The following is a 20,405-nucleotide window of genomic DNA, read 5'->3' on the forward strand; positions in this document are numbered from 1 at the left end:
CATGGAGCTCGCGGTCCTGGGGTTGTCCGCCGACGAGGAGCGGGTCTACGAAGCGCTGGTCGCCCTTCCCGGGGCGACGGTCGCCGCGCTCGCCGACCACTTGCCGAGCCCGGCGGGCCCGGTGCAGCGGACCCTCGCCGCCCTCACCGCGAAGCACCTGGTGACGCGCAGCGGCAGCCCCGCGCGGTACCTGGCGGCGCCGCCGGACATCGCGATCAACCAGCTCGTGCAGCTGCGGGAGCGCGAACTGAGCGCGGCGCGCGCGAAAGTGCACTCGCTGTCGGAAACCCACCGCAGCGCGCACCGGACGAGCCCCGAACTCGTGATCGAGCAGCTGACCGACCGCGAAACGATCGCCGCGGCCGTCGCCCTCATGGAATCCGAGGCGCACCACCAGGTTCGGGTGTTCGACACGCCGCCCTACTACGAGCCACCCGGGGGCGAAGGCGCCGCGAGGAACACCCAGGCGCAGATCGCGCGCCACCAGAACGACGGCGTGGCGCACCGCGTGATCTACAGCCTGGACGCGCTGACCTGGCCCCAGAAACTGGAAAGCGACATCCTCCCCGCCGTGCGCGGCGGCGAAGAAGCCCGGACGCGCCGGACCCTGCCCATCAAGCTGATCATCCGCGACGACCAGGACGCCCTCATCCCGTTCGACCTCAGCCGCAGCGGCCTGCAGGTCGCCTACCTCGTCCGGCGCTCGCCGCTGCTCACCGCCCTCGAAGCCCTGTTCGAGGGCGAATGGTCGCAAGCCGCCCCGCTCGACGCGTCCGCGGCCACGCCGAGCGCGGTGGGCGGCAACCCGCGACCGGACGAGGAAACCCGGGCACTGCTCACGATGATGATGGCGGGACTGACCGACACGGCCATCGCGCGGGTGAACGGCTGGAGCACCCGGACCACCTACCGCCGGCTCCAGCGCGTGATGACCGAACTCGGCGCGTCGACCCGATTCCAGGCCGGCTGCTTGGCTGAACGGCGCGGCTGGCTGTGAGTGGGTGGTGCCGGCCGGAGCCCGGCTCGGGCCGGGTTGTCGCCGCACTCTCCGGTTGTTGTGGTTTGGAGTTGCCTGTTACGAGGTCGGCAGCGTCTGCTGCAGGAAAGTCCACCGTCAGGGCCCATGTTCGGGCGGCCGCTTCCGGTCGGTAGAACATCGGCGCTACCCGGTTGTGGAAGGCGTGCCCCGCGTCCTCCTGCACGTGGATCTCCGCACCGGGGTGCGACGCCACCGCAGCTTCCACGACGGCGACAGTCACGTCGGCCATGCCGGTCTCGTCTTCGCGGTTGAGGAACGTGACGCCGCTGGCGGTGCCGGGCGTTGTTTGTGGGTGACGGCGCTGCTGACCTTGACCCGGGGCCCGTCGGGACGTCCAGCGGTTGGCCCGTGGGGATGGCGAGTTTGTCGAGGTGGGCGCGCAGGAATTCGATGGGGTGGTGGTCGGCGGTGATGCCGGTGGCTCACAGGTCTGCCGAGGTCAGCTCGAACGAGGTCATTCTCGGCAGCGCGGGCGCGTCGTGGCCGAGGGCGAGACCGGGAATGTGATCAGCCGGGCGGGCAGGTGCAGGTCACCGAAGAACCAGCTGGAGTTCTCGGGGTCAGGTGTGGCGTCCGTGGGGACGAGCCGCAGCTGCTGCAGCACCCCGGGGCTGGATGTCGAACGGCGCTGTGAGCCGCTCGCTCGTGGTGAGTGCGGCGGTGTCGTGGTCGAGGCGTCGCGCGCAGAGCTGGCCGGGCACCGGTGCCGATGTGCTGGGTGGAAGTCCGCGGCACTGGGCAGGGCGCTGGATGGTGGTGGGCACCCCGAAACTGCTCGCGCGGCGGCCCGTCTCGGCGACGTGGTCGACGACGGGAGTGTTCGCCAGCAGCAGGATCGTGGCGACGACCGTGAGTGCGAGCTTCACCAGCATCCCAAGACCGCGAGCACTATGGATGGTGAGAGCAGGCGTCAGGAGCCGCAGCGAGCATGCGTCGTGTCCGCGTCCTGATCGACGGAGGGAGTGTCGGCGATGGGTGGCTTCGCCGGAATGACGGGCTGGATGTGGATCTGGCCTGTGCTGATCGCGATCGGTCTGGTGATCCTCGGGTATCTCGGGGTGTTGCTGGCGCAGGGCAGGATCGGTACCCCTGGTCGGGGACGGTCCGATGGTGGGGGCGACGCTGCGGCGCGGAAGATCCTCGACGGGCGCTTCGCCCGCGGGGAGATCAGCGAGGAGGAGTACCGGCGCCGGAGAGCTGGGCTGCGATGAGCCGGGAGTCGATCAGCCGGCGTCGTGCGCTCGGGTTGCTGGGGCTGGGCGCGGCGAGCGTCGCTGCCGGGGCCACCGGCTGGGTGACCGGATTGGGCGGCAAGGAGGTCACCGGTGGGTCGTCGCTTGAGGTGCGGGGGCAGCCTCTGACTGAGCCGGAGGAACTGACCAGCCGGGCCGGCGTCCTGCCGGTACAGCTGACCGCCGCGCCGGGAGTCCCGCTCGCGGGCCGCGACACGTTGGGGTGGGGCTTCAACGGCACATCCCCGGGGCCGACTCTGCGCGTTCGTCCGGGGGAGCTGCTGCGGATCCGGCTGGTCAACGAGTTGGGTCAGCCGACCAACCTGCACACCCACGGCTTGCACGTTTCACCGCGCGACAATGGCGACAACCCGTTTCTGCACATCGAACCCGGTACGAGTTTCGACTACGAGATCCGGGTTCCGCCCGATCACCCCACGGGCACGTTCTGGTACCACCCGCATCACCACGGCACCGTCGCCGACCAGATTTTCGCCGGTCTCGCCGGGGCGTTGCTGATCGAGGGCGGTCCCGCACTCGCTCACCGCGAGAGGGTTTTACTGGTCACGGACACCACGCTGGACCGCGACGGCCACGTGGTCCCCGTGGACGCGATGACCCGGGTGTTGGGCCGCGAAGGTGAGCTGGTCCTGGTCAACGGCCAGTACCAGCCCGTCATCCCGGCAGCCCCGGGCACGACGGAACGGTGGCGTGTCATCAACGGCTGCACCTCGCGCGTCCTCGCCCTGCGGCTGGAAGGGCACCGGCTGACGCAGGTGGCGCTTGACGGCCGCTTCCTGCCCGCCCCCACGCCGCGGGAATCGGTGGTCCTGGCACCGGGCAATCGCGCCGATCTGCTCATCCAGCCCACCGCGACCGGCACGTATGCCTTGATCAGCGAAGCCTTTTCACGGGGCAGCATGATGGCCGGCGCCATGGTGGACCGCGGCCCGGTGACCAGCAGCCGGACGGTCCTCGCGACTCTGAACGCCACGGGGCCCGCAACAACACCAGCTCCGCTTCCGCGCAGTCTTCCGGCGCCGGCCGCACCAGCGGACCCGATCTCACGGACGCGCCGGCTGACGTTCGCCATGGGCATGGGCATGGGCGGTGTGGGCACCGGCGGGATGACGAACTTCACCATCGACGGGCGTGCTTTCGACGCCGGCCGCGACGACCAAACCATCCCTCTGGGCGCCACCGAAGAGTGGACGGTGGTGAACACCAGCCCGATGGTGCACCCGTTCCACTTGCACGTCTGGCCCGTGCACGTCGTGGCCGACAGCACTGGTACACCACCGCTCGCCGTTCAACAGGATGTTGTTCTGGTTCCCGCCGAGGGCTGGGTGCGATTGCGCGTCGCGTTCACCGATTACCCCGGTCGCAGCGTCTACCACTGCCACGTTCTCGACCACGAAGACGCCGGCATGATGGCCACTGCCAGCGTCGTGGGCTAGCAGGCGGATACGCCTGACCAGCGGTGATCAGGGACTCTCGTTGGCAGTGCGTGGTCTTCGAGGTGGCCGGCCCGGAGCGGTGGCGAGCGCCGCCGGGGTTTTCCCGGAACCTTCGCCGTGCCCGCCGCAAACCCGCTGGAGCCTCCCGTTGCCGATCGCCGGTCCACTCAGGTCGGGCGCGCCGCCCGGCCGGCCGGATCGGCAGCAGGCCCCGCCCGCTGATGTCGTTGCGGACGATGGCCGAGCACAGCGCCGCGCTCGAGGAGTTGATCACCAAGGGGCAGGAACCCGACATGACCCGGGGCGCGCGCCGAGGTCCGGTGCGGTCGTGAGCAGGTACCCTGGGGGGTACCAGAGGAGGGTGGCGTGGAGCTGAACGAAGACGTGCTCGCGGAGGTGCGCAAGCGGCTGCGGCGGGCGCAGGGCCAGGTTGGCGGCGTGATCCAGATGATCGACGACGGTCGGGACTGCCGAGACGTCATCACCCAGCTCGCCGCGGTGTCCCGTGCCCTGGACCGGGCCGGTTTCCGGTTGATCGCCAGCGGGTTGGAGCAGTGCGTGTCCGACGACTCCGAGGAAGGCGCGGCCAACCGTGAGCAGCTGGAGAAGCTGTTCCTGACGCTGGCTTAGCGAGGCATTCCGGGGGCAGCGGGAACCGGCGCAGCGCCTCGAAGTTTTCGGGCGGCCGCTGGCGCCGCCGAGGACGATGTGCGGTTTTGCGCGGAGGATGTGCCGGCCCGCTGCAGGTGCTCGGCGAGGACGTCCTCGCCGGGCCGGGGCCGGCGTCCCGCCGGTGAAGAGTCGCAGATCCGGTGTCCCGGCAGGGAACTCGTCCGCGCGGGGTCCCCCCCAGCGACCGGGTGCGGGTCGGAGTGGAGCCGGGCAGCAGCCGATGACCATGCTCAGCGAGCAGGACCACCGCATCCACGAGGTAGCCGGCCACTGAAGCAGGTGAAGTTCAGCCTCGCCCAGCCGGGCTTGGTCCTCAGGACCACGGCCGGCGTTTCCGGCGGTTCCGGTCAGCTGCCTCAGGTGTTCGACATCGCCGCGCAGGTGCTGCCGCCCGTGCCGGCCGAGGTTGCCGGTGGACTGGCTCGCGGTGGACGCGCAGCGTCCAGTCGACGTCGTCAGCACAGCGACCGGCGAACGTGGTACCGAACTCGTCGTTCAGTGCGCTCGCCTCCGCCCGGCCGAGAACCGGCAGGTCGAGCGCTGCGGCAGCGCCGAGAGCCTCGGTCGCGCGGATGTGGTCCGGTTGTCCGGTCACGCCTCCGGGGTCGGAGCTGATCAGCTGCGTTGGATGCACCTGCATCGCGTTCTCGGTGCTGGCCGGCGTTCGGTCACCGGCGCTTGCGGCGAGGCAGGCGTCGTCCGGACTGGCCACCAGCTCGGTGGCGGAGATGCCGAGTACGCCGTTCGCCGCGGCCAGCTCGGCGGCGCGCGTCGGCCAGTTCGCCTAGCGTGCGGTGCAGCGTCGACGCTTCACCGTGGGTGAAGTGCAACGCCGAGATCTCCGTGCCACCGCGGACGAATCGGTTCCGGACAGCACCGAGGCCGAACGAGTCTTCGTCTGGGTGCGGGGCTGCGGTCGGCGGCCGTTCTCCGCGGGGGAGCGGTGTGGGTCGCCGGGGCAGGTCAGCACCTGGTGGTCATCGGCGGAACGGCCGCCAGGACATGCGCTCGGGCTGCTCGGCGGCGCAGGAGCAGCGCTGGGCGACCGGCACGTCACCGAGGACCTGCTCGACGTGGTTGCCGCAGCCCCGGTAGGCCGGCTTTCCGCACTTCGAGCAGGTGATCCGTTGGCACATCGGCTTTTCCTCCATGGCATAGGTCCGCGCTCCTGCTGGGAAATATACCCCCAGGGGTACGGCTAGCAAGGACTACCGGCGAGGGCCAAATCCTCTGCCGCGCCCGCCGCACCGCTGCAATGCTGGTCGTGGCAACGGTTCGGCGAGTGGTTGCGGTATGCCCCCCGGGGTACCCGGCGCGAAGTGCGAGGACGCGCTACGCTGCACTCATATACCCCCTAGGGTATGGGAGAGGAATCATGATCGAGATCATCGCGATCGACACCCCGACCTTGGGTGATCGCACCTACCTCGTCGGTGAGGGCGCGACGGCCTTCGTCATGGACCCGCAACGCGACATCGACCGTGTCCTGGACCTGGCGCGGGAGCGGGGATGGCGGATCACCGACGTGTTCGAGACCCACATCCACAACGACTACGTGACCGGCGGCCTCGCCCTCGCCCGGGCAACCGGCGCGGACTACCACGTCAACGCTGCCGACCCGCTGTTGTTCGAACGCACCCCGATCGACGACGGTGACGTGGTCGAAGTGGGCACGTCGATGCGAGTGCGGGCGCTGGCCACTCCCGGCCACACGTTCACCCACCTGTCCTACGTACTGGAGGCGCCGGGACGGGTTCCGGCGGTGTTCACCGGCGGGTCGCTGCTCTACGGCTCGACCGGCCGGCCCGACCTGCTCGGTCCGGCACACACCGGTGAACTGGTCAAGCGGCAGTACGCATCCGCCCACCGGCTGGCCGAGGTACTGCCCGACGACGCCGAGATCTACCCGACCCACGGCTTCGGCAGCTTCTGCTCGGCCACCCAGTCCGATGCCGAGCGGTCGACCATCGGCCGTGAAAAGCAGCTCAACCCGGTGTTGACCCGCGACGAGCGAGCCTACGTCGACGAGTTGCTCGCCGGGTTGGACGCCTACCCGGCCTACTACGCGCACATGGGGCCGGCCAACACCGCCGGACCGGACGCTCCCGATCTGACCCCACCGGAGGCGGCCGAACCGGCCGAACTGCGCAGGCGCATCGAGAAGGGCGAATGGGTCGTGGACCTGCGTTCGCGGATCGCGTTCGCAGCGGGCCACGTGGCGGGCACGCTGAACTTCGAGGCCGAAGGCAGCTTTGCCACTTACCTGGGCTGGCTCATTCCGTGGGGCACGCCCCTGTCGCTGCTCGGCGACACGCGCGAACAGATCGCCGAGGCCCAGCGCGAACTGGTCCGCATCGGCATCGACCGCGTCGAGTCCGCGGCCACCGGCACTCCCGACGCGTGGACGGGCGACAAGCCGCTCGGATCGTTCCCGCGAGCGGACTTCGGCGAGCTGGCGATGGTCCGCCACCACCGGCCGGTCACCGTCCTCGACGTCCGCCGCAACCAGGAATGGGCGCAGAACCACATCGACGGCGCCGTCCACATCCCGCTCCACGAGCTCCTGGATCGGCTCGGCGAGGTGCCGTCCGGCGAAATCTGGGTGCACTGCCAGGCCGGCTACCGCGCCTCGATCGCGGCCTCGGTCCTCGCCGCGGCCGGGCGCAAGATCGTCGCGGTCGACGACGAGTTCGACCGGGTCGCGCGAGCCGGCCTGCCCCTGGTCTCGAGCGGGCCGTGATGTTCCTGCTGACCGTGGCCTTCGGCCTGGTCATCGGTGCGGCGCTGGGACTGCTGGGTGCCGGGGATCGATCCTCGCCATTCCCGCGCTGGTGTACGGCGTCGGACTGCCGCTCGACGCGGCGATCCCGACGTCGTTGCTGGTCGTCGCCGTGTCCGCGGCCGGGGGGCTGGTCGCGCGGTGGCGGTCGAAGGTGATCCGCTGGCCCGTGGCCCTGGTGTTCGCGGCGGCGAGCGTCCCGGCCGCGTTCGGCGGCACCGCGCTGGGGAAGCTGCTGCCGGACCGGTGGCTGCTGCTCGCCTTCGCCGCCTTGATGGCGGTGATCGCCGTCCGAATGCTGACTGCCGCCCCCGAGCGGGACGGGGCCTGCCGGACGAGTGCGGGCGGGTGTACTGGCGCAGTTGCGTGCCCAGGGCGCTTGCCGTCGGGGCTCTGGTGGGCGTGCTGACCGGACTGTTCGGGGTGGCGGCGGGTTCGTCATCGTTCCGGCGCTGACCATGCTGCTCGGGCTGACCGCGCCTGAGGCGGTCGTGACGTCGCTGGTGGTCATCGTGCTCACCGCGCTGGGCGGGCTGGCTGCGCACGCCGCCGCGGTGCCGGATCTGCCCTTCGGCGTCGCTTTGGTGTTCGCCGGCGTCGCGCTGTGGGTGTCGTTGCCGGCCGGGAAGACCGGCTCCCCGCAGAGACCGTCCGGCTCTCTGGTGACGGCCCACACGGCCGGCGCCAGAGAGCGGCGCCGCGAACGGATCCGGTGCTCGGGCCGCGACGCGCAGTGGGGTGCTGGCGAACGATTTCACCGCGGTCGATCGCACCAGCGCGTGGAACCTGACGAACACCCCGGACCTCAAGTTCCCGACCTACCACCCCGAAGGGCTGGCCGTGGTCGGCGACCGGATGTTCCTGTCGTCCACGCAGATCATCGAGCCCACGAAGATGTACCCGACGCCGCAGGACGGCTACGACCGCACGCCCGGCAGGGGGATCGGCCACCTGTTCGTGATCGACCGCCAGGGAAAGCTGCTGAAGGACATCGTCCTCGGCGAGGGTGACACGTACCTTCCCGGCGGAATCGACTTCGACGGCCGGTCCACACCCGCAACCGTTCATGCGCGATTTTCCAGGGGCCGTAGCGGTCGGGCAGGTCACGCCTGGGAGCGCTGGTGCGCAGCTTCCACAAGATCGCGTCGATGACCTGGTGGTGATCACGCCGCCGCCGGCCATCGCCCTGCTGCGGCGGCAGCGACGGGTCGATCACCGACCACGCCCTGTCCGTCAGCTCACCGCGACCAACCACCCGGCACAACTACCAGACACCCGGTTCAACCACTTACAGGACACGCTCTAGGTGTATTTGGCCAGGACATTGGTAGCGGGAAGTACGGGTTGACGTGGGGAGAGCCTCCGGGTTGAGGTGCGGCTTGTCTAGGACCCACCTCGAACCTGGAGGCTCTCGTGTCTCACCGTAATGCCCGGACCACGTTCCTGGGCAGGTTGCTGATCGTTGAACGTCACCGGGCGGGATGGCCGCTGGCCCACATCGCCGCCGCGATGGGCATCTCTCGTAAATGCGTGAAGACCTGGCTGGAGCGCTACGCCACCGAGGGTGAACCCGGGCTGAGGGACCGGTCCTCACGGCCGCACACCTCACCGCGGCACACCACCCGCGAGCTTGAACAGCGGATCATCGCCTTGCGGCAGCGTGAACGCCGCGGCCCGGCCTGGCTGGGCCACGAACTCGGTGACCCGACACGGACCGTCTCACGGGTGCGGGCCCGCCACCGGATCCCGCGGCTGGCCGCGCCGGACCCGATCACCGGACTGGTGATCCGGGCCAGCAACACCACCGCCGTGCGCTATGAGCGGGAGCAGCCAGGCGAGCTGGTTCACATGGACGTCAAGAAGATCGGCCGCATCCCCCGACGGCGGAGGCTGGCGAGCCAACGGCCGGGCCCAGCAGGAAGCCACCCGTGACCGCAGCGTCAAGGTCGGGTTCGACTACGTCCACTCCCTGGTCGATGACCACTCCCGGCTGGCCTACTCCGAGATCCTCCCCGACGAGAAAGGCCCGACCTGCGCCGCGTTCCTCACCCGGGCAATCGCCTATTTCGCCGGCCACGGCATCACCCGGATCGAACGACTGATGACCGACAACGCCTGGGCCTACCGCTGGTCGTTGCGCCAGGTCTGCGCCGAGCACGGCATCCGGCAGAAGTTCATCAAACCCCACTGCCCCTGGCAAAACGGGAAAGTCGAGCGCCTCAACCGCACCCTGCACACCGAATGGGCCTACCGGCAGGTCTTCACCAGCAACACCGAACGCACAGCAGCCCTTGACCCCTGGCTCGAGCACTACAACACTCAACGCCGCCACAGCGCACTCGGAGGCCACCCACCCACCAGCCGACTGCCACCAACCTAATGGCCCAATACAACTAGTGGCTCGGCGAGCTGATCGTGCTGGTGCTCGTCGGCGATGCCGCGGGGCCAGGGCACGTGCTCGCGGGTGATGCCCTCGTCGGCGGAGTAACAGTCGCGCAGCACCGTTTCCTTACGCAGGTAGCACAGCGTGGAGGACTTCAGCTCCCGCTCGCCGATCGTCACGTCCATCGTGATGCCCGTCAGCTTCGCGAGTCTCGCGATGGCCGCCCGTGGCTGGTCCATTCGCTCGGCGAAGACGTGCCCGCCCGCGCGGTAGGCCAGGGCGTGCGCGGTGGAGCACTGCACGTTGCGGCCGAACTTGCGGCCAGCCTCCTGCGCGATCGCCTTGTTGAACGCCAGGTACCGGCCCTGGCGGCGGGTGGCGTCGCCGAGCATGGTCAGCGTGGTCGTCTTCCGGGCCGGCGCCGGCCTGCAGGGGCAGGTGATCGCCGCGGCGGAACGCCGCCACCGCGGCATCCTGCTCCGGAGTCGGTCGAGCGGTGGGCATCGTCGGGTGTCCTCCACAGCAAAGCGGGTGCCACCCAACGATCACACGCGGGTACGACAGTTTCGTACCGCCGACCGCGCTCTCCCCGGCCACGGTCGTCGACGTCCGAGTGGAGCAACCGCGCCCGGCGGCGCGGCCTACCTTCCCACAGCCGATGCCGGCGTTGTACTGCTGCGTGAGCAGGCAGCCCGCGTTCATCGGAGATGCCCGCGCGAGGGATCGCGGCCGAATGCAGCGGCGACTTCACGACGGGGGCCAGGTACATGGTCACCGGCGAGGACGCGTCGTTCTTCGTCGCCACGATCGCGGGCTTCGTGCGTCGCGCGCTCACCACCGAACGGCGTGCCGAGCTGCCTGAGGCGCTCAGTCACAGTGCCTCGTTAGGCTTGAAGTGCCTCGTTAGGCTTGATCGGTAAGACCGGCAGGCTCTGGCGCCGCAGTGTTCCTGCGAGTTAGTTTCGCTGCTACATACCGAACCCAGCTCAAGACGACGGACGGATCGCATCATGCCCCTGGTTGTCAAACGGATGGCCGATGCCCACCCGAGTTCCCGACCGGTCTACCACGACGCGCTGATCGAGTGCGTCGAAGAATGCCTCGCCTGCTTCCAAGCTTGCGCTGCGTGTGCCGATGCTTGCATGGCGGAACCTGACATCGTCTCCATGATCAAATGCATGCGCACCGATCTCGATTGTTCTGACGTGTGTGCCGCCACCGCAACCGTCCTGTCGCGTCGCACAGCTGTTGACCTGACCGTCACCCGTGCGACCGTCGAGGCCTGCCTTGCCGCTTGCATTGCCTGCGCCGAGGAGTGCGAGCTGCACGCTGCGCACCACGAACATTGCCGCATCTGCGCGGAGGCGTGCCGGCGGTGTGAGGAGGCGTGCCGGCGGCTCTTGGCAGCGCTCCCCGGTTCCGGATAGCCGGCTTCCCTGACGCCAACAATCACCGAGAACAATGGCTGTGCGCAAGCGAACTGCACTGACAGGCGTGGTCGTGATGGCCACCCTCGCGGTGGCTGTCGTCGCGCTGCTCATACTCAGCGGGCGAACGACAGAATCGAAGCCGGGATCAACCCGCTCGACCGCCCGTCACCTACCGGGTGGGCTCCCTGGCATACCACCGGCGTCGGTGACCATCGCATCTCTCCCGCCGGCCGAACACTGAGCAATTCTCGGTGCCCAAGGTGACCGATGGATTGAAATCCTCTCCACCGTTCGGTGCCTGGGGCTCGAGCGCGGCTGAGTGGTGGCAGGAGGAACGTCGATCAGGTAGTGCCCGCGCGTTACGCTCACAACTCAGCAAGCTCGCCGAGTACGTCGGCATGGCACGGCGACCCTGCCGGGCACGGGCAGCACAGGACACGGCCCTGTAGTTCGCGAAGTGCGCGCGAACCCGCCGCCGATCGAAGGTGCGGCGGCCGGATCCCAGCACGTCTGGCCGGTCGGGAACTGCCTTGGTGGTCCACCACCGGCACAACGCCCGCGCCTCGCCTTCGCTGGTGGCCTCGCCGGGCGGCCAGCGCCGCAGCGACGGTGAACGGGTTGCCCCAAAGGGTGCCGCGACACCACTGACTGACAGCTCGACGGCTCTGTCGAGGGGACCTCGTGCCTCACGGCTGGAAGATCGGGCGATCCGACTCCGGAATCCAGCAGTCCGCCAGGGTGTCCGCGCTGTAGTTCTCCCTGACGTGATCGATGAGGTCCGCCAGCGCGGGGTGGGGATCGGCGGTCGACCAGAGCAGAGCGTACGGATAGGCGGGGGTCGGATCCACGACCGGCAGGCGGCGGATGTGCGGATGCCACGGCAGATGCAGACCTGCGGCGGCGAACATCGACAGCGAATCCGAGGCGGCGATGCGGTCCAGCACACCCAACCTGCGCAACGACCCGCGAGTCAGGTCGTCCTCCCGTTCGGGCTCGCCGCCCGGTTCGCGGCCGGTGAGTATCGTGATTCCGCTGAATTCTGCCCAATCCCGGTAGTAGTCCGACCATTCCGAGGGCACTGACGCGCCGGGCGCCCAACTCGGGTAGGGCACGATGTCGGCGGGGATGACCGCGCGGCGCCCGGCGAGTGGATGCTTCTTACCGACCAGGAGGTGCCACGGGTCCAAGAGGGCCGGGACGATGCCGATCCTCGACGGCAGCCGGCGCGGACCGCCGTGCGGGCGGGCGAATGTCGCATCCACGCGGCCGTTCAGCAGGGCGTCGCGGCCGGATCGGAAGGCGGTGCCGATCACGAGCTCGATGTCCACTTCCGGGTGTCGATCCTGGTAGTACCGGACCGAATCCGCCGCCGCCTCTCGCTCGATCTGCACAGCGATCCGCAGCGGACGGGCCGCCGGCTGCGCGGCGGCGACCGTATCGGCCGTGATCTCCAGCAGCGACCGCGCATGCGGCAGCACTCGCTTCCCTGCGGTGCTGACCACGCTGCCGGAGGATGACCGGTCGAACAGGCTCACCCCCAGTTGGCCCTCGAGCTTCGCGATGCGCTTGGACACGGCCTGCTGCGTGAGCCCCAGCACCGCCGCCGCGTATCCGAACTGCCCTTCGTCGACCGCCGTCACGAAGGCCCGTACGGCCGCCAGATCCAGGTCTGTCACTCCACCTCCCTCGAACAGGGTACAGGCGCACAGCGGTTGGTTGTGGAAGGTGCGGCCCCCAAAGCTTCGGCGCGGGATCGGCACCTGCGCATCGAAAGGTCGCGGGCCAGATGTTCCACCAAAAACCTTGAGTGTTCAGAGGTATTCGGACGAGACCGTGACATGCCCGGATACTCCGCTCGCTCCGGCCACACTGTCTCGCGCTTCGGTCTTGCAAGACAACGATTGGTTGTGAAGCCGAGTCGGCTGGTTGTTTGCCCGACGGGGCCGGCATCCGCTTTGATCACCTCCCATGGCATGGGGAACGAGTGCGCTGCGGGCGGCCGTGCGGGGACCAGCGCTGGGCCGGGAGTTCCGGTGGCTGTGGGCCGCGTATGCGGCCAGCGCCTACGGGTCCGGGTTCGGGCTGGGAGCATTTTCGATCGTCGCCGTACTCGCGCTGCACGCGGGACCAGCAGCGGTGTCGGGCCTTTCGGCGGCGGGGCTGGCCGTAGGGGCGGTGCTGGCGGTGCCGCTGGCGCCGTGGGTGGAGGCTCGTCGCAAGCGGCCGGTGATGATCGCGATGGACGTGGGCCGCTTCGTCGCGATGCTGAGCATCCCGGCCGCCTACCTCCTGGGCGTCCTGACCTACACCCAGGTGTTGCTCGTGGTGGTACTGGTGGCGACCGCCAAGATCGCTTTCAACGCGGCCAGCGGCGCCTATCTGAAAACGCTTGTGCCCAACCAGAATCTGATCGTCGCCACCGGGCGGTTCGAGGCAACCACCTGGACCTCGGTGATCATCGGTCCGCCGCTCGGCGGCGCGGCCATCGGGATCTTCGGCCCGGTCGTCACCACGGCGGTCGACGCGATCAGTTATCTGCTCTCCGCGCTGGGCATCTCCGCGATCGGCAGAGGTGAACCGCACCCCGGCCATCCGGCCACGCCGGGGATACGCGTGGATGATCTGCTCGACGGCTGGCGGCACATCCTGTCTCATCCGTCGCTGCGACCGTTGTTGTTCAACACGAATCTGTGCAACGGGCTCATCATGGCGGGTGAGCCGCTGATAGCCGTGCTCATGCTGCGCCAGCTCGGCTTCGCGCCGTGGCAGTACAGCTTGGCCTTCGCCGCACCGTGCGTCGGCGGACTGATCGGCGCCCGCAGCGCGGCTCCGCTCGCGGAGAGGTTCGGGCGGCACAGGGTCATGATCGCCTCCGGCATGCTGCGCGCGTTCTGGATAGTCGGCCTCGCCTTCGTCCCCCACGGCGTGCTCGGTCTCGCGCTCGTCATCGCCGTGCAGTTCGGACTGGTCACCAGCTGCGGTGTCTTCAATCCGATCTTCGCCGCCTATCGCCTCGAACAGACCCCCAAAGCACTCGCGGCACGCACCCTGTCGTCCTGGTCGGTGACCAGCAACGTGTCCATCGCCGCCCTGACGATGCTGTTCGGTCTGCTCGCCTCCGCGACCGGCGTGCGCACCGCGCTGGCGGTCGCCGGGGTCGCCATGCTGGCCACTCCTCTGCTGCTGCGCGGTGTGGGTGCGACCCCCACGCCGTAGCCGGTACGCGATTCGGTCAACACAACGTGATGCTCACCGCAGGTGCACCGCGCGCGTGCTGGTCGCTCGGGTTGTGCTTCATCCGCCCCGGCGCCGCGGGCCTGCTGCTCGTCATAGCTGTGGAGTTCGGGCTGATCATCTGCTGCGGCGTGCTCAACCCGTTGCCGGCCACCTACCAGATCAGCCAAGCCCCCGACGACTCGGTCGCCCGGGTCTTGTCCGCCTGGTCGATGGCCGGCAAGCCAGCGTCGCGGCCCTGACCGCCCTGTGGGGTCTGCTCGCCGCGATTGCGGACAGGCTGCGGTCGTAGCCGAGCCCGGCGACCGGTACCGCGGGGAACCGCCCGGCCCGACGCCCAACTTCGGCGCGAATCTAGTCGGGGTTCGGGCCATCGGCCCATTCCAACCGCCAGCCGCCGAACGCGCCGCGTCGCGGCTGCCCGGACCATTGCAGCTCACAGTTCAGCAATGCGAGGTCGTTCTTCAGGGCCCAGCCCAGCTGATGGGCCTGCCGGGTGCGGGCGCTCACCGCGTCGCGACCGAGTTCGCGGTGGCCGCGCCGGCAGCCTGTTCCCGCAGTTCGGCGGGGTTGCGGCGGGCGATGATAAGGCCGTCGCGGACGGGTCGGCTGATGCGCTGCTGACCGGCGGCGATCTGTTCCCAGCAGGCCACGCTCCGCTCGGCAAGGGCGAGACAGTCGGCCAGCGCCGGCACGCGGGGGCCGGAGACTTCGGCCTGGGCCCACAGGCGGGCGAAGCGGTCGCTGATCCAGCGCAGCTCGGCCTGCGGCTCCATGCGGGCCAGCCCGCCCGACACCGGCGCCGGTTCGGGCATGTTGCCGCTGGCAGCCTGCTGGCGGCGGACCCAGTCGTCGAGCTCGCCCGCGGCCGTTGTGGGGTCGAGCGCGGCGCGGTCCAGGCGGTACCGGACTTCGCCGATTTCCCCCGTGCAGTTGGGGTTTTCGGGGGGAGAGCAGTTCGTCGTGGAAGCGGGTGGCGTCGTCGCCGAAGCCTTCCTGCTCGGTCTGCGGGGTCACCTCGAGGGCCTGGCCGACCTCAGCCCAGGTGGCGCCACCGAGCCGGGCGGTCACAACGGCCTGCTCGAGCAGGCGCCGGGCGCGGGCGACGAGGCCGGCGAGGTCGGCCAGCTCCGCGGCGAGCGTGACCCGCGCTCGGCTCGCCTCGGGCGGTTCGGCCTGGCAAACGGACGACGCAGGGCCTTTAGGTTGTGCTGCAGCCGGCAGCGCCAGCGCAGTCAAGGTCGTGCGGGTGTCGAGCACGCAAAAGCTGGCTGGATCATCCGATCAAGGTGGTTGGTTCCGTCGTGCGATCACGTAGCGTATCCAAGCCAAGATCGCGCCTACGGTGACGAAGACGGCAAGATACTGGGCTGCGTTGCGCCAGTTCGGGCTGACGATGAACAAGATCCACAGCACGAACGCGATGAGCGTTTGGACTGTGGGTAATACAAGATCAGGCCTGGTTCTTCGATTCTTTTCGTCGCTCAGGGATGTTCCTCTCTCCTAGCCTCCTCCGACCTACTGGCGTCGAGTGGCGCCGAGCAGACCGTCGCAACCGTCGCCGGTGCGGCGTCGAGGGCCTCACCCAGGTGCCCGGTAGACGGTGGGACGGGCGGGTGTCACGTGAACGATCGTTAGTGAGACTCCAAGTCGAGTGGCCGCGTACTCAACCGTGGCTGGTGGTCGATGTCGGTGTAGCCGAGAAGCACGGCGTCGACGGCGGACCCGGCTGGGGGGAAGGGAGGATTCGGGGTCTGCGCGTTGTCGACGACCATGGTGATGACCACCAGGCCTTCCTGTTCGTCACCGAAGTCAACGTAGAAGCCGTAGGTCTCGTGTCTCGTGACGGCCCCCGAGACGCGGCGAGGAAATGCGGGGGCTTCAACCAGATCCTCGCCCGTCACTGGCCGGCGAGGGTCTGCGGCGCGCACAGCACGCTGATCGTGCCGGTGTCGGTGACCAGTACTTGGCCGTCGCGGGTGACGGTGCAGCGGATCGTGCCGACGGCACCGATAACGAGGCTGGCTTGGAGGGCTGGGCTGGGGTGGCTGCCGTGTTCGGGGTTGACGGTGACAGTCCAGGGGAGCGCGACGTCGGCGGTGTGCTGACTCTCTACGGTGCCCCAATCGATGGTGCTGGCTTGAGCACCACCGATGCCGGTGCCGGTGTCGGTGAGCACGAACGCACCGGGCACCGTCGCGGCCTGCTGGGGTGGCGCGGCCGTGGTGGACAGGATCACCGGGGACGGCTTGGGGACGGCGATGGTGCCGCTGGTACCTGAGGTGCATGCGGTGAGCGCGAGCAGCGCCATGGCGCCGAGCACGAGGAACACGGGCCTGACGTGGCTCAAAATCCTGATCAACTCCGTCGTGATGGGTGGTGGTGGGTGAGTCACCACGCCACCCGATGCTGGTCTTGGGTGGCATCGATCAACATCGCCAGCGGACGGCTCGATGTTGCACTCCGCCCCCGCCCGTCCCTGCCGGCCAGGCGGGTGATCAGTACGACCACTCCCACCCGAGGGTGCCGTTCTGGAAGTAACCGGAGCTCTGGGTCACCTGGACCTTGCCGCTCTTGTACGGCGTGGCGAACGCGATCTGCCCCGTGTAGGCGTGGCCAGGCACGTACGTCGACGGCAGCTTTTTCAGCGTCGTCACGCACCTGTCCGTCTCGATCAGTCTCGTCCCGGCAGTGCCGGTGGTCGATAACGAGAACGGATTGATCGTGCCGGGCAGGACCCTGAACGGGCTCAAGCCCCGCCCCGCAACCTTGTCGATGTAGGTCTTCACGGTGACGTCCAGGACGACCGTGTGCCTGCCGCCCGCCGCGCGCCGGCTGTTGGGGTCACACTTCGGGTCGACGCTGATCTTCGTGATCCAGAAGTCGACCGCTTTGCTGCCGTCCCTGTTGCTGATTCCGGCTCGTTCCCCGATCTTCTTCGCCAGGTAGGTGGCCGCCGCCCCAGGCGCCGGTGCGGCCTCCGGCGGTGTGATGGGCACGATCTCGGTGTGCACGTGGCCCGAGGCGGCAGGCGACGCGTGGGTGCCGCATGCGGTCAGGCCGAACGCAGCAACCGCCGTGGCGGCGGTCAGAAAGAAACGGTTGGACATGTCGTGACCCCTTGGCCAAACGTACTGGAGAAGGCCCGACCGCCGCGGAGGGGGTTGAGGCTTCTCCTGCCGGTCAGGCGGTGATCAGTACGACCATTCCCTCGTACGCATGCCGCCTCACCGCTCCTTCGGGCGATCCCTTCTGCCGATAGAGATCGGGTGAGACAGCTGTTTCCTGCGACGCCTGCAGGACGGCGTGGTGTCCGACCGCCTTGCATGGTTCTCTCAAACGATCGTTTTCGAAACCCATGTGCACGGCGCGGGGGCCGCCAGGTCGCATGGGTCCCAATTTCGTGTATTGAAATCAACGTTCTCCTAAGGGTCGTCGGGGAGTTTGGAGACTCATCGCATGCGGTTCGGGTAGGCCCGGGTGTCCACCCGCGACCAGAGCACCGATCGCCAGATCGACGCGCTCGCCGCGGCCGAGGAGTACATGTTCATCGAGAAGGTCTCCGGGTAGCTGTCCTCGCGCCCGAAGCGGGACCTGATGCTGGGCAAGCTCCGCGCCGGTGACGAAGGTCGTGGTGACCCGGCTCAAGCGCATCGGCCGGTGCTAGCAGCATCTGCTCGAGCTGGTTCGCTGGTTCGGTGAGCACGAGGTCGACTTCATCGTGCTGGAGCAGGGCATCGACACCTCGACCCCGGGCGGGTGGCTGGTGTTCCATTTCCTCGCCGCACTCGCCGAGTACGACCGGGAGATGATCGTCGAGCGCACGATGGACGGTTTGGCTGCCGCCCGGGCTCGCGGCCGCGTCGGTGGCCGGCCCCCCGCGCTGACCCAGCGGCAGCTGGACCAGGCGCAACGCATGTATGACGCGGGGGAGCACACCGTCGAGGAGATCGCCGAGACCTTCCGCGTCGGGCGCACCATCCCTCTACCGGCAGCTGCACGCCTGCACCGACGGCGGCGACTGCGCGCTGGTCGTCTACCGCAACACCCGCACCCGCAGGATCGACGCCGACACCAGCCGCCGCTACCGCGAGACCGGCGCCGGCGAGAAGGTGCAGCTGGAGGCCGACCGCAAGTGGTTCCCGATCGCCCCGGCCCGCCGGCCGCGGCTGAAGGCGATCGTCTACGTCGTCGACGGCATCGTCGCCCGCATCCGCGGCGTCGAGGCGGACCTGGCGAAGTGGGACACCGACGACCGCGGCTACGCCGACGCCCCGGTCACCAAGCCGCTGACCGAGCTGCAGATCGCCAAGCAACGCCCGACACTGGGCATCGCGCTCGGCGACCACCGCCCCCACGTCCGCGGCAAGATCCGCGAATACGTGAGCCTGTAGCCGTCGTACGCCGGTCCTCGGCACTCGCCCCATTCGGCGAGTGTCGGTCCGGTCTTCGGCTCGCTGTGGCACCCACCGCGGCGACTGGATGACCATCTCAGCGATCGGTGCGACGAATCGACCACGAGCCCTGCCGCGAAGTGTTATGAAGTGGTCCGTGGACGTCAAAAGACTGATCGCGCCGGTCGCGGTGGCCGTTGTCGCGGCGGGTGCTTTCGGGGCATGGTCGATCGCCAAGCGGCACACGGCGAGCCCGGAGATTTTCGAGGGGTGGGCAAGTCCCAATGCCGCCGGAACCGCCATCGGGTTCACCGACGGTTCTGCGCGACCAGGCGAGGGGTACATCGTCGCCGGTGCCGCTTGGGCCGGCCGTGACAACGCATGGCACCTAGGTGCCGATCTCCCCACCTGCATAGGCAGGGACACGACGGCGAAGGTCCACGTGAAGCTGGGTGTTGTGACCGTGGAACCCGGTGACGACGCCTTCGGCGGAAGACACGTCGTTTGGTTGCGTTGTCTCTAGTGAACACACCCAGCCGGCTCGGCGGTGAGCCGGAATGGCCCGGCCACGACGACGCTGCGCGGGTTCAGCTCGCTGCCGGTCGTCGCGGCCTAACCTGGTGGAGGAACTACTGATGCCAAGACTCGACGACCTGCTGACCCTGCACTCCTGCGCCGAGCGTGACCTTGCCCGTCATGCACAGGAGCCCGCATTCGTACGGTACGGCCAGGCCGATTGCATCCTCGTCCACTACCTGACGCCGCCGGTCGGCTCCCTGCTTTGATCAGTGAGGCGGCCGGCGTCGAGCTCGGGCGCCGACGGGGTGCTGATCATCGGTCACATTCGCTCACGAAGACGGCCGAGAGAAATTAACGGGCGTGCCGTACTCCGGCGGGTTGTTGCCGACGAAGTACGCAATCATCCGTGCTCGGACCCGGTCAACCCTTCGATCCGCTGACCCGCTGCCTTCAGGGACGAAAAGCTGCGCCGGGTGTCGGGGGCGAGGACAGTGCGTCCCTGACTGTCCAGCCGTCGCCCAGGGGTTTATGCCGGCCTCGCAGCCGGCTGGGGTTGTCTGTGGTAGTTGACGGTGCAGGGCTTGCCGCCTGTCATCTCGTGCGTTCAGATCGCCGTCCGGCCGGTCACTTTCGCGACGGCATAGGTGCGATTGGCGGCGGCGTGACGATTCGACGCCACGCTCGTTGACGTGACGCTTTGGCCCCGACTCGCCCGTAGAGCGATCTCGCGGTCCTGGCTGAGCAGGCGGACCTATACCCGAGTTTCGCCTTCCGGGTCGGCGACACCCCGCTCGAGCTCGAGCCGGTGCTGCTGTCCGGACGCCTGATTCCGCCGCGTTCACCGCGCGGCAGCGACACAACCGCGCCGTGTTAGCCGAGGTGGATTGTCTTTTGTTTACACATCGTGACCCGTGCGGTGCGCGTGCTCCCAGGCGCTCACAGGCCGGAGGGATGACTGGAGAGCCAGTCGGTGTGCCGGTGTTTCACCACGTCGCGGTCGACAATTGTGGGCAGCAGGACGTCGGCGCCTCCGTCGTAGGGGTGGTGGATCCGGTCGAAGGAAAGGCTGGTGATCATCAGCCCGCGTGGCATCGTCGGTCGCCGTATGGAGACCCGGTGAACGTGTACCCGTTCATCGAGGCGGAGAACGCCGGCAGCGGGAACGTCAAATGCGCCTGCGAACTGCTCAAGGTCTCCCGAGCCGCCTACTACACCCACCGCGCCGCCACCCCCTCCCGGCACGAACGCGACGACTGAAGAGATCGT

The 20,405-nt window shown here is 68.8% G+C and carries 25 protein-coding genes and 4 pseudogenes; 16 read left to right on the plus strand and 13 right to left on the minus strand.

The annotated features are described in order from the left end of the window. Nucleotide 1 precedes the first annotated feature (1 nt). Complete coding sequence (locus tag ACIA77_RS31795; RefSeq protein WP_395889700.1) at nt 2-997, plus strand: helix-turn-helix domain-containing protein; 996 nt, start codon at nt 2-4, stop codon at nt 995-997. A gap of 166 nt (nt 998-1,163) precedes the next feature. Here the strand turns inward: ACIA77_RS31795 and ACIA77_RS31800 are convergent. Together ACIA77_RS31800 and ACIA77_RS31805 are read right to left on the minus strand one after the other, a co-directional pair. Beyond that, nucleotides 1,164-1,268, minus strand: a pseudogene (locus ACIA77_RS31800) (hypothetical protein); the annotation flags it as partial. Between the two features lie 331 nt (nt 1,269-1,599). Further along, nucleotides 1,600-1,905: a hypothetical protein gene (locus tag ACIA77_RS31805; protein WP_395889701.1), complete on the minus strand. Its 306-nt coding sequence runs from the start codon at nt 1,903-1,905 to the stop codon at nt 1,600-1,602. A 105-nt stretch (nt 1,906-2,010) separates the two neighbouring features. On the opposite strand from ACIA77_RS31805, the gene ACIA77_RS31810 reads away from it, so the two are divergent. From ACIA77_RS31810 to ACIA77_RS31820, 3 genes are all read left to right on the plus strand, one after another. Further along, on the plus strand, nt 2,011-2,250 hold the full coding sequence (locus tag ACIA77_RS31810) for an SHOCT domain-containing protein (RefSeq protein WP_395889702.1): 240 nt from the start codon (nt 2,011-2,013) through the stop codon (nt 2,248-2,250). Further along, on the plus strand, nt 2,247-3,728 hold the full coding sequence (locus ACIA77_RS31815; protein ID WP_395889703.1) for a multicopper oxidase family protein: 1,482 nt from the start codon (nt 2,247-2,249) through the stop codon (nt 3,726-3,728). Before ACIA77_RS31810 ends, ACIA77_RS31815 begins: the two co-directional genes overlap by 4 nt. A gap of 366 nt (nt 3,729-4,094) precedes the next feature. After that, nucleotides 4,095-4,358 (plus strand): metal-sensitive transcriptional regulator, encoded by a 264-nt coding sequence (locus tag ACIA77_RS31820; protein ID WP_395889704.1) that lies wholly within the window; start codon nt 4,095-4,097, stop codon nt 4,356-4,358. A gap of 1,019 nt (nt 4,359-5,377) precedes the next feature. On the opposite strand, the gene ACIA77_RS31825 is transcribed toward ACIA77_RS31820, so the two are convergent. Next, on the minus strand, nt 5,378-5,536 hold the full coding sequence (locus ACIA77_RS31825; protein ID WP_395889705.1) for a hypothetical protein: 159 nt from the start codon (nt 5,534-5,536) through the stop codon (nt 5,378-5,380). Nucleotides 5,537-5,775: 239 nt separating this feature from the next. On the opposite strand from ACIA77_RS31825, the gene ACIA77_RS31830 reads away from it, so the two are divergent. From ACIA77_RS31830 to ACIA77_RS31840, 3 genes are all read left to right on the plus strand, one after another. Continuing rightward, nucleotides 5,776-7,140, plus strand: a complete 1,365-nt coding sequence (locus ACIA77_RS31830) for a rhodanese-like domain-containing protein (protein ID WP_395889706.1) — start codon at nt 5,776-5,778, stop codon at nt 7,138-7,140. Nucleotides 7,141-7,231: 91 nt separating this feature from the next. Further along, nucleotides 7,232-7,588: a TSUP family transporter gene (locus ACIA77_RS31835; RefSeq protein ID WP_395889707.1), complete on the plus strand. Its 357-nt coding sequence runs from the start codon at nt 7,232-7,234 to the stop codon at nt 7,586-7,588. A gap of 329 nt (nt 7,589-7,917) precedes the next feature. Continuing rightward, a complete protein-coding gene (locus tag ACIA77_RS31840) occupies nt 7,918-8,331 on the plus strand; it encodes a DUF6454 family protein (protein ID WP_395889708.1) in 414 nt (137 codons plus the stop codon). Here ACIA77_RS31840 and ACIA77_RS31845 read toward each other — a convergent pair. Next, nucleotides 8,285-8,434, minus strand: a pseudogene (locus ACIA77_RS31845) (transposase); the annotation flags it as partial. The gene ACIA77_RS31840 and the pseudogene ACIA77_RS31845 sit on opposite strands and share 47 nt — an antisense overlap. A 158-nt stretch (nt 8,435-8,592) precedes the next feature. Between ACIA77_RS31845 and ACIA77_RS31850 the strand changes: the two are divergent. After that, nucleotides 8,593-9,559: pseudogene (locus ACIA77_RS31850) on the plus strand (IS481 family transposase). On the opposite strand, the gene ACIA77_RS31855 reads toward ACIA77_RS31850, so the two are convergent. Together ACIA77_RS31855 and ACIA77_RS31860 are read right to left on the minus strand one after the other, a co-directional pair. Then, nucleotides 9,556-9,954 (minus strand): hypothetical protein, encoded by a 399-nt coding sequence (locus ACIA77_RS31855; RefSeq protein ID WP_395889709.1) that lies wholly within the window; start codon nt 9,952-9,954, stop codon nt 9,556-9,558. The pseudogene ACIA77_RS31850 and the gene ACIA77_RS31855 overlap by 4 nt on opposite strands. Nucleotides 9,955-10,548: 594 nt before the next feature. After that, nucleotides 10,549-10,908, minus strand: coding sequence for a hypothetical protein (locus tag ACIA77_RS31860; RefSeq protein ID WP_395889731.1), 360 nt, complete (start codon nt 10,906-10,908; stop codon nt 10,549-10,551). Between the two features lie 6 nt (nt 10,909-10,914). On the opposite strand from ACIA77_RS31860, the gene ACIA77_RS31865 reads away from it, so the two are divergent. After that, nucleotides 10,915-10,989: a hypothetical protein gene (locus ACIA77_RS31865; protein ID WP_395889730.1), complete on the plus strand. Its 75-nt coding sequence runs from the start codon at nt 10,915-10,917 to the stop codon at nt 10,987-10,989. Between the two features lie 368 nt (nt 10,990-11,357). On the opposite strand, the pseudogene ACIA77_RS31870 reads toward ACIA77_RS31865, so the two are convergent. Together ACIA77_RS31870 and ACIA77_RS31875 are read right to left on the minus strand one after the other, a co-directional pair. After that, nucleotides 11,358-11,621, minus strand: a pseudogene (locus tag ACIA77_RS31870) (DUF4326 domain-containing protein); the annotation flags it as partial. Between the two features lie 57 nt (nt 11,622-11,678). Continuing rightward, a complete protein-coding gene (locus ACIA77_RS31875) occupies nt 11,679-12,668 on the minus strand; it encodes a LysR family transcriptional regulator (RefSeq protein ID WP_395889710.1) in 990 nt (329 codons plus the stop codon). A gap of 292 nt (nt 12,669-12,960) precedes the next feature. Here ACIA77_RS31875 and ACIA77_RS31880 point away from each other — a divergent pair, with 292 nt between their 5' ends. Both ACIA77_RS31880 and ACIA77_RS31885 read left to right on the plus strand, forming a co-directional pair. Then, nucleotides 12,961-14,208 carry an MFS transporter gene (locus ACIA77_RS31880; protein ID WP_395889711.1) on the plus strand — a complete coding sequence of 416 codons (1,248 nt, stop codon included), beginning with the start codon at nt 12,961-12,963 and terminating at the stop codon, nt 14,206-14,208. 29 nt (nt 14,209-14,237) lie between these two features. Further along, on the plus strand, nt 14,238-14,468 hold the full coding sequence (locus tag ACIA77_RS31885; protein WP_395889712.1) for a hypothetical protein: 231 nt from the start codon (nt 14,238-14,240) through the stop codon (nt 14,466-14,468). A gap of 264 nt (nt 14,469-14,732) precedes the next feature. Here the strand turns inward: ACIA77_RS31885 and ACIA77_RS31890 are convergent, their stop codons facing one another. Then, entirely contained in the window at nt 14,733-15,041 is a 309-nt protein-coding gene (locus tag ACIA77_RS31890; RefSeq protein ID WP_395889713.1) for a hypothetical protein, read from the minus strand. A 148-nt stretch (nt 15,042-15,189) separates the two neighbouring features. Here ACIA77_RS31890 and ACIA77_RS31895 point away from each other — a divergent pair, with 148 nt between their 5' ends. Then, nucleotides 15,190-15,672, plus strand: a complete 483-nt coding sequence (locus ACIA77_RS31895; RefSeq protein WP_395889714.1) for a hypothetical protein — start codon at nt 15,190-15,192, stop codon at nt 15,670-15,672. A 188-nt stretch (nt 15,673-15,860) separates the two neighbouring features. Here ACIA77_RS31895 and ACIA77_RS31900 read toward each other — a convergent pair whose 3' ends face one another. The 3 genes from ACIA77_RS31900 to ACIA77_RS31910 form a co-directional block, all read right to left on the minus strand. Then, the gene (locus tag ACIA77_RS31900) at nt 15,861-16,130 is read right to left on the minus strand and encodes a hypothetical protein (protein ID WP_395889715.1); all 270 of its coding nucleotides are present in this window, start codon (nt 16,128-16,130) and stop codon (nt 15,861-15,863) included. Continuing rightward, a complete protein-coding gene (locus tag ACIA77_RS31905) occupies nt 16,127-16,558 on the minus strand; it encodes a hypothetical protein (RefSeq protein WP_395889716.1) in 432 nt (143 codons plus the stop codon). Before ACIA77_RS31905 ends, ACIA77_RS31900 begins: the two co-directional genes overlap by 4 nt. A gap of 166 nt (nt 16,559-16,724) precedes the next feature. After that, on the minus strand, nt 16,725-17,336 hold the full coding sequence (locus ACIA77_RS31910; RefSeq protein WP_395889717.1) for a hypothetical protein: 612 nt from the start codon (nt 17,334-17,336) through the stop codon (nt 16,725-16,727). A 611-nt stretch (nt 17,337-17,947) separates the two neighbouring features. On the opposite strand from ACIA77_RS31910, the gene ACIA77_RS31915 reads away from it, so the two are divergent. The 3 genes from ACIA77_RS31915 (at nt 17,948) to ACIA77_RS31925 (ending at nt 19,405) form a co-directional block, all read left to right on the plus strand. After that, nucleotides 17,948-18,712, plus strand: coding sequence for a recombinase family protein (locus ACIA77_RS31915; RefSeq protein ID WP_395889718.1), 765 nt, complete (start codon nt 17,948-17,950; stop codon nt 18,710-18,712). Between the two features lie 65 nt (nt 18,713-18,777). Next, nucleotides 18,778-19,143 (plus strand): hypothetical protein, encoded by a 366-nt coding sequence (locus ACIA77_RS31920; protein WP_395889719.1) that lies wholly within the window; start codon nt 18,778-18,780, stop codon nt 19,141-19,143. A 112-nt stretch (nt 19,144-19,255) separates the two neighbouring features. Further along, the gene (locus ACIA77_RS31925) at nt 19,256-19,405 is read left to right on the plus strand and encodes a hypothetical protein (RefSeq protein ID WP_395889720.1); all 150 of its coding nucleotides are present in this window, start codon (nt 19,256-19,258) and stop codon (nt 19,403-19,405) included. Between the two features lie 670 nt (nt 19,406-20,075). On the opposite strand, the gene ACIA77_RS31930 is transcribed toward ACIA77_RS31925, so the two are convergent. Further along, nucleotides 20,076-20,231 carry a hypothetical protein gene (locus ACIA77_RS31930; protein ID WP_395889721.1) on the minus strand — a complete coding sequence of 52 codons (156 nt, stop codon included), beginning with the start codon at nt 20,229-20,231 and terminating at the stop codon, nt 20,076-20,078. Nucleotides 20,232-20,255: 24 nt separating this feature from the next. Here ACIA77_RS31930 and ACIA77_RS31935 point away from each other — a divergent pair, with 24 nt between their 5' ends. Next, nucleotides 20,256-20,396 (plus strand): hypothetical protein, encoded by a 141-nt coding sequence (locus ACIA77_RS31935; RefSeq protein WP_395889722.1) that lies wholly within the window; start codon nt 20,256-20,258, stop codon nt 20,394-20,396. Nucleotides 20,397-20,405: the final 9 nt, after the last annotated feature.

This window comes from Amycolatopsis sp. NPDC051903 (genome assembly GCF_044452505.1).
In the GTDB taxonomy this organism is placed as follows: domain Bacteria; phylum Actinomycetota; class Actinomycetes; order Mycobacteriales; family Pseudonocardiaceae; genus Amycolatopsis.